At 72.3% G+C, this 12,331-nt stretch carries 8 protein-coding genes and 1 riboswitch; of the genes, 1 reads left to right on the top strand and 7 read right to left on the bottom strand.

The genetic code is table 11. The features are described from left to right. Positions 1 to 217: 217 nt before the first annotated feature. From thiC to thiE, 7 genes are all read right to left on the bottom strand, one after another. The gene (gene thiC, locus AB0B63_RS04195; RefSeq protein ID WP_357014494.1) at positions 218 to 1,810 is read right to left on the bottom strand and encodes a phosphomethylpyrimidine synthase ThiC; all 1,593 of its coding nucleotides are present in this window, start codon (positions 1,808 to 1,810) and stop codon (positions 218 to 220) included. Between the two features lie 17 nt (positions 1,811 to 1,827). Next, entirely contained in the window at positions 1,828 to 2,616 is a 789-nt protein-coding gene (gene thiD / locus AB0B63_RS04190) for a bifunctional hydroxymethylpyrimidine kinase/phosphomethylpyrimidine kinase (RefSeq protein WP_208568186.1), read from the bottom strand. After that, positions 2,613 to 3,323, bottom strand: coding sequence for a thiamine phosphate synthase (locus tag AB0B63_RS04185; RefSeq protein WP_357014491.1), 711 nt, complete (start codon positions 3,321 to 3,323; stop codon positions 2,613 to 2,615). Before AB0B63_RS04185 ends, thiD begins: the two co-directional genes overlap by 4 nt. Next, positions 3,320 to 4,090 carry a thiazole synthase gene (locus AB0B63_RS04180; RefSeq protein ID WP_357014489.1) on the bottom strand — a complete coding sequence of 257 codons (771 nt, stop codon included), beginning with the start codon at positions 4,088 to 4,090 and terminating at the stop codon, positions 3,320 to 3,322. Before AB0B63_RS04180 ends, AB0B63_RS04185 begins: the two co-directional genes overlap by 4 nt. Positions 4,091 to 4,095: 5 nt before the next feature. Continuing rightward, the gene (thiS, locus tag AB0B63_RS04175) at positions 4,096 to 4,296 is read right to left on the bottom strand and encodes a sulfur carrier protein ThiS (protein ID WP_208568188.1); all 201 of its coding nucleotides are present in this window, start codon (positions 4,294 to 4,296) and stop codon (positions 4,096 to 4,098) included. 10 nt (positions 4,297 to 4,306) lie between these two features. Beyond that, complete coding sequence (thiO, locus tag AB0B63_RS04170; protein ID WP_357014486.1) at positions 4,307 to 5,377, bottom strand: glycine oxidase ThiO; 1,071 nt, start codon at positions 5,375 to 5,377, stop codon at positions 4,307 to 4,309. Then, positions 5,371 to 5,997, bottom strand: a complete 627-nt coding sequence (gene thiE / locus AB0B63_RS04165) for a thiamine phosphate synthase (RefSeq protein WP_208568190.1) — start codon at positions 5,995 to 5,997, stop codon at positions 5,371 to 5,373. Before thiE ends, thiO begins: the two co-directional genes overlap by 7 nt. Beyond that, positions 5,992 to 6,100, bottom strand: a riboswitch (TPP riboswitch). It overlaps the preceding gene by 6 nt. Positions 6,101 to 6,438: 338 nt before the next feature. Between thiE and AB0B63_RS04160 the strand changes: the two genes are divergently transcribed. Further along, positions 6,439 to 12,258 carry a ThuA domain-containing protein gene (locus AB0B63_RS04160; protein WP_357014483.1) on the top strand — a complete coding sequence of 1,940 codons (5,820 nt, stop codon included), beginning with the start codon at positions 6,439 to 6,441 and terminating at the stop codon, positions 12,256 to 12,258. The last annotated feature ends 73 nt before the right edge of the window (positions 12,259 to 12,331 follow it).

Genomic DNA, 12,331 nt, shown 5'->3' with positions numbered 1-12,331 from the left:
CCCCTCATCCCACCCCCGCCGCCTCGCCCCACCCCCACCCCCGTCCCGTCCCGCCCCGCCCCGGTGATCAAGAGGTTTACGTCAAGTTCCGGCCGTCCCGTGACGCAAACTTCTTGATCACCGGGCCCGGGGTCGGGGCGGGGGGGACGGGGCAGGGGGCGAGGGCCGGGGCGGGGCGGAGACGGAGCGGGGGCGGGGGCGGGGGCGGGGGCGGGAGTCAGGCGAGGGGGAGGTAGACGCGGTTGCCGGTGGAGCGGAATTCGGCTGACTTGTTCTGCATGCCCTGGGCGGCGTACTCCTTCAGCTCCTGGGTGATCTTCATGGAGCAGAACTTCGGGCCGCACATGGAGCAGAAGTGGGCTGTCTTCGCCGGCTCCGCCGGGAGGGTCGCGTCGTGGTAGGAGCGGGCCGTCTCCGGGTCGAGTGACAGGTTGAACTGGTCTTCCCAGCGGAACTCGAACCGCGCCTTGGACAGCGCGTCGTCCCAGGCCTGCGCGCCGGGGTGCCCCTTGGCCAGGTCGGCCGCGTGTGCGGCGATCTTGTACGCGATCACGCCGGCCTTCACGTCGTCCCGGTCGGGCAGGCCGAGGTGTTCCTTCGGGGTGACGTAGCACAGCATGGCGGTGCCGTACATGCCGATCATCGCAGCCCCGATCGCCGAGGTGATGTGGTCGTACGCGGGGGCGATGTCGGTGGTCAGCGGGCCGAGGGTGTAGAACGGGGCCTCGTGGCACCACTCCTGCTGGAGGTCCACGTTCTCCTTGATCTTGTGCATCGGCACGTGGCCGGGGCCTTCGATCATCACCTGCACGTCGTACTCCCAGGCGATCCGGGTCAGCTCGCCCAGGGTGCGCAGCTCGGCGAACTGGGCCTCGTCGTTGGCGTCGGCGATCGAGCCGGGGCGCAGGCCGTCGCCGAGGGAGAACGTCACGTCGTAGCGGGCGAGGATCGCGCACAGCTCGCGGAAGTTGGTGTAGAGGAAGTTCTCCTCGTGGTGCGCCAGGCACCAGGCCGCCATGATCGAGCCGCCCCGGGAGACGATCCCGGTGACCCGGTCGACGGCCAGCGGCACGTACGGCAGCAGCACCCCCGCGTGCACCGTCATGTAGTCGACGCCCTGCTCGGCCTGCTCGATGACGGTCTCCCGGAACACCTCCCAGCTCAGCTTGACCGGGTCGCCACCGACCTTCTCCAGCGCCTGGTAGATCGGCACGGTGCCGATCGGCACCGGCGAGTTGCGGACGATCGCCTCCCGGGTCTCGTGGATCCGCTTGCCGGTCGACAGGTCCATCACGGTGTCCGCGCCCCACCGGGTGGCCCAGGTCAGCTTCTCCACCTCCTCGGCGACCGACGAGGTCACCGCCGAGGTGCCGATGTTGGCGTTGACCTTCACCAGGAACGCCTTGCCGATGATCGCCGGCTCGCACTCGGGGTGGTTGACGTTGAGTGGCAGCACCGCCCGGCCGGCGGCGATCTCGTCGCGCACCAGCTCCGGCGGCAGCCCTTCCCGGATCGCCACGAACTCCATCTCCGGGGTGACCACCCCGGCGCGGGCGTACCAGAGCTGGGTGGGTCGCCTGGCGTCGACGCCGGCCAGCGGGGTGCCGGCGCCCCGAACCGGCGCGACGTCGCCCCGCTCGGCGATCCATGGTCCGCGCAGCGGCGGCAGCCCCACCTCCGGGTCCGAGCCGGGGCCGGAGGTGTCGTAGAGGCGCAGCGGCGGGTTGTCCCCGGCCAGCTCCACCTCGGCGAACGGCACCCGGACGTCCGGCCGGGACCCCTCGACGTAGACCTTGCGACGTGCCTGCATGACAGCCTCCCTGTTGGTCATCGGGACCAGCCGAAGTGGTCCAGCGGGCCGCGTCCCGCGCCCAGTTCCCAACCCCGCGCGCCGGTCAGCGCGCGGGTGACGTACTCCTTGGCGGTGGCGACCGCGACGGGCACCGGGTCACCGGCGGCCAGCCGGACGGCGATCGCCGCCGAGAACGAACAGCCGGTGCCGTGGCTGTGCCGGGTGTCCACCCGGGGGGCGCGCAGCAGGGTGGTCGTTCCGCCGCCGGCCAGCACGTCGACCGACTCGCCGGCCGCGTCGACGTCGCCGCCGGTGACCACCACGTACTCGGGGCCGCCGGCCGCCAGGGTCTGCGCCGCGGCGACCATCTCCTCGACCGTGGTCACCGGGCGTCCGGTGAGGGCGGCGGCCTCCGCGCAGTTCGGCGTCGCCACCCGGGCGTACGGCAGCAGCCGCTCGACGGCCGCGACCACCCCGAGCCGGTGTCCGCTGGTGGCGACGAGCACCGGGTCGACGACGAGGTGCGGCAGCCGGCCCGCCTTCGCCGCCTCGGCCACCGCGTCGGCGACCGCCGGGGTACCGAGCATCCCGGTCTTCACCGCCCGGACCGCGAAGTCGCCGAGCACGCTGTCGAGCTGTTCGGTGACGGTGCGCGGGGGCAACGGCAGCACGGCGTCCACGCCCCGGGTGTTCTGTGCGGTGACGGCGGTCAGCACGCTGGTGCCGTACGCGCCGAGGGCGGCGAAGACCTTCAGGTCGGCCTGGATGCCGGCGCCGCCGCCGGAGTCGGAACCGGCGATGGTGAGCACTGTCGTCGGTGTCATGTCCCCTCCTCGGGCCACGTGTCGCTGATCGGGGTGCGGTCCGTCGGGCGCGGGGCGAAGACACCGGTGAGGGTCGCGGCGACCTCGGTCGGGTCGGCGGCCCGCATGATCGCGCCGAGCACCGCCACCCCGACCGCACCCGCCTCGACACAGGCCGTCACCTGCTGCGGCGTCTCGATACCGCCCAGGGCGAGGACGGGCACCGGACTGAGCCGGACCAACCGGCGAAGCCCGTCCGGGTGCAGGGGTGGGCCGTAGCCGGGTTTGCTGCGGGTGGTCCAGACCGGCGAGAGCGTCACGTAGTGCTCGGTGCTGAGCCGGGCCAGCTCGGCCGGGTCGTGACAGGACCGACCGACGAGCCGCACGGCCGGCGGCGGGTACGGCCCGGCTGCTGCCAGATGCACCGCCCCACCGGCACCACCCGGGTCCGGGCCGGGCGGGTCGGAGCCGTCGGAGCCGTCGTCGAGCGGGTCGGGGCCGGCCACGATCAGGGTGCCGCCGGCCTGCGCCAGGACGGCCCGCAGGTCGACGGCGAGGGCGGCCCGCTCGGCACGGGGCAGGTCCCTCTCCCGCAGCACCACCCACCGCACCCCACCGCGTACCGCCCCCGCGACCACGTCGACGAGGTCGCCGCGCGCCACCAGCCGGTCGGTCAGCAGCACCACCCCGGCCGGCCGGAGGAGGGGTGGGGCGGCCGGGCGGGTCACAGGTCGGGTCTTCCGTCGTCGGGGGTGGAGGCGAGGGCGTGGAAGCGGCGGGGTATCCGCCCGGCGTTGTACGCGAGCCGTCCGGCCCGTACGCCGTACCGCATGGCGGTGGCCATCGCCGTCGGGTCGGCGGCCCGGGTGACGGCGCTGGCCAGCAGCACCCCGTCGCAGCCCAGTTCCATGGCGAGCGCCGCGTCGGAGGCGGTGCCGATCCCGGCGTCGAGGATCACCGGCACGTCGACGCTCTGCCGGATGAGCCGGATGTGGTGCGGGTTGGTGATGCCCAGTCCGGAACCGATCGGCGCACCGGCCGGCATCACCGCCGCGCAGCCGACGTCGGCCAGCCGGCGGGCCAGCACCGGGTCGTCGGAGGTGTACGGCAGCACGACGAAGCCGTCGGCGACGAGTTCCTCGGCGGCCCGCAGCAGCTCCACCCCGTCGGGGAGCAGGGTGCGTTCGTCGCCGATCACCTCCAGCTTGACCCAGTCGGTGTCGAACGCCTCCCGGGCCAGCCGGGCGACCTTGACCGCCTCGGCGGCGGTGTAGCAGCCGGCGGTGTTGGGCAGCAGCCGCACCGCGCACCGGTCGAGCAGGTCGAGCAGGCCACCGGCGGTGCCGGGGGCGGTGTCGACCCGGCGCAGGGCGAGGGTGACCAGTTCGGTGCCGGAGGCCCGGATCGCCTGTTCCAGCACGTGCAGGTTGGCCGCGCCGCCGGTGCCGAGGATGAGCCGGGAGGTGAAGGTCTGTCCGGCGATGGTGAGGGGCATCCGGGTCACCCGCCCTGGGCGGCGCTGAGCACCTCGACCCGGTCGCCGTCGCGCAGCTCGGTGGCGGGCCAGCCGCCCCGGGGGACCACCTCGCCGTTGACCGCGACGGCGATTCCGCGCCGCTGCCCGGTGACCGTGGCGACCAGGTCCGCGACGGTCGTGCCGCCGGTCAGCTCGCGTCCGACGCCGTTGACGATCAGTCGCACGTCTTCCTCCTCAGTGGAACCGGTCGGCGGTGAAGGGGGTGAGCAGTGGGTCCGGCTGACCGGTGACGATCAGGTCGGTGATCAGGTCGGCGGTGACCGGGGTGAGCACGATGCCGTGCCGGTGGTGGCCGGTGGCGGCGAGCACGCCGGGCCGGTCGGGCAGCGGGCCGAGGATCGGCGCGTTGTCCGGGGTGCCGGGGCGCAGCCCGGCGGTGGCCTCGGTCAGCGCGTACTCGGCGAGTTCGGGGACGAGGTCGACGGCGGCGCGGAGCAGCCGCAGCACCGCCCCGGTGGTCACCTCGGTGTCGGTGCGTTCCTCGACGGTCGCCCCGAGCACCACCTCGCCGTCGTCGCGGGGGACGAGGTAGACCGACTCGCCATCGGCGTACCCCCGGATGACGTGCCGGAAGCCGGGCGGGCGGTGGTCGGGCGCGCGCAGCCGCAGCACCTGGCCCTTGACCGGGCGGACCGGCAGCCCGGTCAGCGCGGCGGCGCCGCAGCCGGCGGCGACCACGACGACGGGCGCGTCCACCTCGGCCAGTCGGGTCACCGCGCCGGGCAGCAGGGTCGCGCCGGCCCGCTCGGCGGCGACCCGTAGCGCGTCGACCAGCCGGCGCGGGTCGACCTGGTGGTCGCCGGGGGCGACCGCGCCGCCGCGCAGCCGGGGGGTCAGCGCCGGTTCGCGGTCCCGCAGCTGCGACGGGCGCAGCGCGCTGATCGGCAGCCCCAACCCCTGCTGGTACGACCAGAGCCGGCGTGCCTCGGCCAGGTCGTCCCCGGTCAGCCCGACGACGAGGGTGCCGTCGGTGCGGTAGCCGAACTCCGTTCCGGTGGCTTCGGTCAGTTCGGCGGCGAAACCCGGCCAGCGGGCGGCGGACGCGGTGAGCAGCCCGGTCAGTTCCCGTTCCCCGAAGTACGCCTCGGCGACCGGAGCGAGCATCCCGGCGGCGACCCGGGACGCGCCGGAGCCGGGGGCCGGGTCGTGCACGGTCACCCGCAGGCCCCGGGTGGCGCAGCGCCAGGCGATCGCCAATCCGACCGGCCCCGCGCCCACGATGGCGACGTCGGGCCGGGTCAGCACGTCAGTGCCGCGATCAGTTCGGCGGTGGCCCGGCCCGGGTCGGCGGCGGTGGACAGCGCCCCGACCACCGCCACGCCGTACGCCCCGGCGGCGCGCAGCGCCGGCACGGTGGCGGCGGTGACCCCGCCGATGGCGATCACCGGCACGGCGACGGCGGCGACGACGGCGTGGATGCCGGCGGGGCCGATCGGGTCGGGCAGGCCGGTTTTGGTGGCGGTGGGGTGGCACGGGCCGACGCCCAGGTAGCTGGCCCCGGCGGCGACGGCCCGGGCGGCGGCGTCCGGTTCCCGGGCGGTCGCGCCGAGCACGGCGGCTGGGCCGAGGACCCGGCGGGCCGCCGCGACGGGCAGGTCGTCCGCGCCGACGTGGCCGCCGTGGGCGTCCACCGCGAGGGCGACGTGCAGCCGGTCGTTGACCAGGCAGGTCGCCTCGTACGGCACGCAGAGCGCGCGTACCCGTCGGGCCAGGTCGTACGCCTGCCGGTCGGTGGTGTCGTCGGTCACCCGGACCTGGACGACGAGGTCGGCGCGGGCCACCGGGAGGGCGGCCCGTACGACGGCGAGCGGGTCGCACCCGGGGCGGGTGTCGGTGATCAGATGCAGTCGGCCGAGGGACGGCACGGCAACTCTCCTCCCTGCGCCGGCATTACCCGGATCAGGTTCGACGGTCGGGGGCTCTCAGCCCCCCTCTCAGCCCGGTGTACCGGGCTCCCGTGGGTCACGTGCCTGTGACCGTACGACAGATCCGCTGATCCGCCAAGGGGTGTTAGATTGATCCAGGACCATCGATGCGTACGGCTGTGGGCTTGTATCCACATAAGCCGGAAAAGCGAGTCGCCGATACCGAATCGTTACATGCTCATGCCTTGCCGGAAACCAATCCAGCGGCGCTAATTTGTTCAACCGATCGACATTATTCCGGTGCGGAGCCTCGGCGTGGCCCGCACCTGATCGCCACTGGTGCGGACCTCGGCGGGCCCACACCGATCCGACCGGGGACGGTCTGCGGCGAGTCGTCCCCATGCCCCCACCACTGTCCAGCACGGACAAAAGGAGCATGGAGTGTCTCCATCCCGCCATCGCCGCGCCCGTCGCGGCCCACTGGGTGCCGGTCTACTGGCCCTCTCCCTACTCGCCAGCGGCCTGATCGGCGGCACCGCCGCCCAGGCCGCTCCCGTCGCGGCGGCCCAGCCACAGGCCGCACCGGCACCGGCGGCAGCCGCCGCCGACCCCTTCTCGGTCCTGGTCTTCTCCAAGACCGCCGGCTTCCGGCACGACGCCATCCCGGCCGGCATCGCCGCGATCCAGAAGCTCGGCACCGACAACGGGTTCACCGTCGACACCACCGAGGACGGAGCCGCCTTCAACGACACCAACCTGGCGAAATACCAGGCGGTGATCTGGCTCTCCACCACCGGTGACGTCCTCGACGCCACCCAGCAGGCCGCGTTCGAGCGCTACATCAAGGCCGGCGGCGGCTACGCCGGCGTGCACGCCGCCTCCGACACCGAGTACGACTGGGCCTGGTACGGCAACCTGGTCGGCGCGTACTTCTCCGGCCACCCCGCCAACCAGCAGGCCACCGTCAAGGTCGAGGACCACGCGCACCCGTCGACCGCCGACCTGCCGGACCGCTGGTCCCGGTTCGACGAGTGGTACAACTTCCGCACCAACCCGCGCTCCAAGGTGCACGTGCTGGCCAGCCTGGACGAGAAGTCCTACAGCCCGGGTGCCGGCGCGATGGGCGCCGACCACCCCACCGCCTGGTGCCAGGACTACGACGGCGGTCGGTCCTGGTACACCGGCGGCGGCCACACCCAGGCGTCGTACACCGAGCCGGAGTTCCTCAGCCACCTGCTCGGCGGCATCCGCACCGCGGCCGGCGTCGAGAACGCCGACTGCGGCGCCTCCAAGACCTCGAACTTCGAGAAGGTCACCCTCGACAGCAACACCAACAACCCGATGGAGCTGGACATCGCTCCGGACGGCCGGGTGTTCTACGCCGAGCGCGACGGCCGGGTGCAGATCGTGAAGCCGGACACCGGCAACACGGTCACCGCGACCCGGCTGGACGTCTTCACCGGCAACGAGGACGGCCTGCTCGGGCTGCGCCTCGACCCGGACTTCGCCACCAACAAGTGGATCTACCTGTACTACGCACCGGCCGGTGGCGCCCCGCGCAACTACCTGTCCCGGTTCACCGTCAACGGTGACACCATCGACAAGGCCACCGAGAAGGTCATCCTCCAGGTCGACACGCAGCGCAACACCTGCTGCCACGCCGGCGGCAGCATGACCTTCGACTCGCAGGGCAACCTCTACCTGGCCACCGGCGACAACACCAACCCGTTCGAGTCGAGCGCCTTCACCCCGATCGACGAGCGGGCCGGTCGGCAGGACTACGACGCGCAGCGCAGCGCCGGCAACACCAACGACCTGCGCGGCAAGGTGATCCGGGTGCACCCGGAGGACGACGGCACCTACACGATCCCGGCGGGCAACCTGTTCGCCCCGGGCACCGCGAAGACCCGTCCCGAGATCTTCGGCATGGGCTTCCGTAACCCGTTCCGGATCGGCGTCGACCAGAAGACCGACACCCTCTACGTCGCCGACTACGGGCCGGACGCCTCGACGGCCAACCCGAACCGGGGCCCCGAGGGCCTGGTGGAGTGGAACATCGTCGCCACCGCCGGCAACTACGGCTGGCCGTACTGCACCGGCAACAACAAGGCGTACAACGACTACACCTTCCCGTCCGGGCCGAGCGGGGCGAAGTTCGACTGCGCCGCACCGGTCAACGACTCGCCCAACAACACCGGCCTGACCAACCTGCCGCCGGCCATCGCGGCGACGGTGGACTACGGCTACGCCGGCGACCCGCGCTTCCCCGAGATCGGCGGCGGCGGCGCCCCGATGGGCGGCCCGGTCTACCGGTACGACGCCGACAGCACGTCGAGCCGCAAGTGGCCGGCGTACTACGACGGCAAGGCGCTGCTCGGCGAGTGGAACCAGTCGAAGATGTACACGATGCAGGTCAGCACGGACGGCAAGACGCTGATCGACATCAACCAGCTGCTCACCGGCATGCCGATGATCCGCCCGATGGACTTCGAGTTCGGTCCGGACGGCGCGCTCTACATGATCGAGTGGGGCACCGGCTTCGGCGGCAACAACGACGACTCCGGGATCTACCGGATCGACTACACCGCCGGTGACCGCGCCCCCATCGCCGAGGCCAGCGCCGACCCCACCTCCGGGGCCGCGCCGCTGACCGTGAACTTCTCCAGCGCCGGGTCCCGTGACCCGGACGGCGGCACGCTGACCTACGCGTGGAAGTTCGGTGACGGGCAGACCTCCACCGAGGCGAACCCCACCCACACCTACACCGCGGCCGGCGACTACACCGCGCAGCTCACCGTCACCAACCCCAAGGGCCGTACGGCCGTGGCGAACGTGCCGGTGACGGTCGGCAACACCGCCCCGACGGTGACCATCGAGTTCCCGCCCAGCGGCGGTTTCTTCGAGTGGGGCGACCAGGTCAAGTACACGATCAAGGTGACCGACCCGGAGGACGGCACCGTCGACTGTGACCGGGTGCAGCTGCAGGTGCTGCTCGGCCACGACGAGCACGCCCACCCGCTGGAGCAGCACACCGGCTGCACCGGCACCGTGCAGACCTCGCTGGCGTCGGGTCACGGCGCGGAGGCCAACGTCTTCGCGGTCTTCGAGGCCACCTACACCGACGACGGCGGCACCGGCGGCGCCGGCCCGCTGACCGGTCGGGCGATCGAGATCCTCCAGCCCAAGCGCAAGCAGGCCGAGTACTACACGGCCACCGGGCGGGCCCCGGGCAGCACCGGCGGCGGTGACCCGGGCGTGCAGAAGGAGACCACCACCGACCCCGCCGGTGGCGGCCAGAACATCGGCTTCATCGAGGACGGCGACTGGTGGTCGCTCGTACCGGCCAACCTGACCGGGGTCGAGCAGATCCGGTTCCGGGTGGCCTCCGAGGTCCAGGGCGGTCGGATCGACGTGCACGCCGGTGCCGTCGACGGACCGGTGGTGGCCACGGCCACCGTGCCGAGCACGGGCGGCTGGCAGCAGTTCGTCGACGTGACCGCGCCGGTGACGGCCGGTGCGGAGGGCTCGCTGTACTTCGTCGCCAAGGACCCGGCCGGTGGCGCGGGTTCGCTGTTCAACGTCAACTGGATGGACTTCATCGGCCGGGGCGTCACCGACAACGCGCCGCCGCAGGTGACGGCCACCGCCACCCCGGCGACCGGCACCGCGCCGGTCACCGTGACCTTCACCGGCACGGCCACCGACACCGAGGGTGACACCCCGCTGACGTACGCCTGGGACTTCGGTGACGGCGGGACGGCGACGACCCTGAACGCCACCCACACCTACACCACCCCGGGCACCTTCACCGCCACCCTGACGGTGACGGACAACCGGGGTGCGAAGTCCTACGCGACCGTCCCGGTCAAGGTGGACGCGCCGACCAACTCCTGCCTCGGCGCGCGGTCGGACGAGTTCACCGGCAACACCCTGGACAAGGACCGCTGGACGGTGGTCCGGGAGAACCAGCTCTACTCGGTCTCCGGTGGGGCGCTGCGGCTGCCCACCTCCTCGGGTGACCTGTACGGCTCCCGTAACGACGCGACCAACCTGGTGCTCCAGCCCGCACCCAGCGGGGCCTGGCAGGCCACCACGAAGGTCACCGTGCCCGTCACCGCCGACTACCAGCAGGCCGGCCTGCTGATCTACGGCGACGACGACAACTACGCCAAGGTGGACCTGCTCTACGGCGGTTCGCGCAAGGTGGAGTTCATCCGGGAGACCGCCGGGACTCCGCGTAACGACGCGGCCGACGCCGTGGCCGCCCCGGCCGGTGACACCATCTGGCTGCGGCTGATCAGCGACGGCACCAACCTGACCGCGCAGTTCTCGACCGACGGTGTCACGTTCACCCCGGTCGGCCGGTCCGCCGCGCTGGCCGGCATCACCAACCCGCGCATCGGCCTGCTCGCCCTCAACGGTGGCACCACCGCCCCGGTGGTGGACGCGGTGTTCGACTCGTTCCTGGTCTCGCCGGACGCCCCGGCCGGCCCGGTCACCCCGTCGGACGAGTTCACCGGCACCACGCTCGACAAGTGCCGGTGGAACGCGGTGCTCCGTGAGGACCCGGCCGGTTACCGGGTGGTCGACGGTGCGCTGAAGATCGACGTGCCGTCCGGTGACATCTACGGCACCAGCAACACCGGGCCGAAGAACTTCATCCTCCAGACCGCGCCGAGCGGTGACTGGACCCTGGAGACGAAGGTCGACGGCAGTGCCCTGGCCGAGCAGTACCAGCAGGCCGGTCTGATCGTCCACGCCGACGACGACAACTACGTCAAGTTGGACTACATCGTGGACAACCAGGCCGGGCAGGCGGTCTCCCGGCGGATCGAGTTCCGTGGCGAACTCGCCGGGGTGACGCAGAACCCGCAGCCCCAGGTCTCCAACCTGACCTCGGGGGTGTGGTACCTGCGCCTCGCCCGCGCCGGTGACACCTTCACCGCGTCGTACTCGGCGGACGGGCAGGAGTGGACCACGTTCGAGACGGTGACGAACACCGCCGTCGGGGCCACCCCGAAGATCGGTCTGTTCACCCTCGGTGCGAACGCGGTCACCTCGAAGACGGCCTCGTTCGACTACTTCCGGCTCTCCACCAGGGCGGCCGACACGACCGCCCCGGTGACCACGGCCACCGTCTCCGGCACCCCGACCGAGGGTTGGCACACCGGCCCGGTCACCGTGACGCTGGCGGCGGCCGACGAGGCCGGCGGTAGCGGGGTGGCGAGCACCGAGTACCAGCTCGACGGGGCCACCACGTGGACCGCGTACACCGAGCCGGTGCAGGTCAGCGGGGACGGCACCCACGAGGTGCGGTTCCGGTCGACCGACGCGGCCGGCAACGTGGAGGCGACGAAGAAGGTCGCCGTGAAGATCGACGCCACCGCGCCGGTCAGCTCGTCGTCGTTCGCCCCGGCCAACGACGACGGCTGGCACAACGGCACCGTCCCGGTGGTCATCACCTCCACCGACGCCGGTTCCGGGGTCAAGAAGCTGGAGTGGTCGCTCGACGGTGGCGCCTGGACGGCGTACACCACGCCGGTGGAGGTGACCGGGGACGGCACGCACGAGCTGCTGTACCGGGCCACCGACGCCGCCGGCAACGTCGAGGCGCTGAAGTCGGCGGTCGTCAAGATCGACGGCGCCAAGCCGACGCTGCTGGTCTCCGGCATCGCCGACGGCCAGCTCTACGGTGACAGCCAGGACGTCCGGATCTCGTGGCAGGCGGTCGACCCGACCTCCGGCATCAAGACGACCTCCGGCGTGCTGGACGGCCGGGCGTACGCCAGCGGCACCCTGCAGGCGCTGTACGAGCTGCCGCTCGGCCTGCACGAGCTGACGGTGACCGCGACCGACAAGGCGGGCAACTCCACCACCTCGACGGTCCGGTTCTTCGTCACCACCTCGTTCCGGGACATGCAGAACCTGCTGGACCGGTTCAAGGCGACCGGACGACTCTCCACCAAGGCGCACCGTCAGCTGTCCAACAAGCTGGACGCGGTACGGGAGTCCGAGGCGGCGGGCAACGACAAGCGGGCGGTGCAGCAGTTGACCGCCTTCAAGGCGTTGGCCACCGACCCCGCGGTGGTGACCGACACCGACGTGCGGGACGTGCTGGTCCGGGACGCCGACGCCATGATCGTCCGGCTCGGTGGCGCGGCCACCAAGGCCGGCGTCAAGGCGAACGACAACAAGTCGGTCAACGGGGCCGGCCGGCTCGGTGCCGACCCCACCCGGATCGCCAAGGGCGGTTCGCTGTAAGGAGCACCACGGGGCCGCTCCCACCGTCGACACCGACGGTGGGGGCGGCCCCTCCACATCGCAAGGGAGACGT

It is taken from the genome of Micromonospora sp. NPDC049081 (assembly GCF_040648835.1).
GTDB lineage: Bacteria > Actinomycetota > Actinomycetes > Mycobacteriales > Micromonosporaceae > Micromonospora > Micromonospora antibiotica.
The sequence above is the reverse complement of the archived record's forward strand: the minus strand, read 5'-3'. Positions and strand labels throughout refer to the sequence as shown.

Excerpts from the sequence above, each read along its gene's own strand:
- thiC (WP_357014494.1), bottom strand. The coding sequence starts at position 1,810 with ATGCAGGCACGTCGCAAGGTCTACGTCGAGGGGTCCCGGCCGGACGTC.
- thiD (WP_208568186.1), bottom strand. The coding sequence starts at position 2,616 with ATGACACCGACGACAGTGCTCACCATCGCCGGTTCCGACTCCGGCGGC.
- AB0B63_RS04180 (WP_357014489.1), bottom strand. The coding sequence starts at position 4,090 with ATGCCCCTCACCATCGCCGGACAGACCTTCACCTCCCGGCTCATCCTC.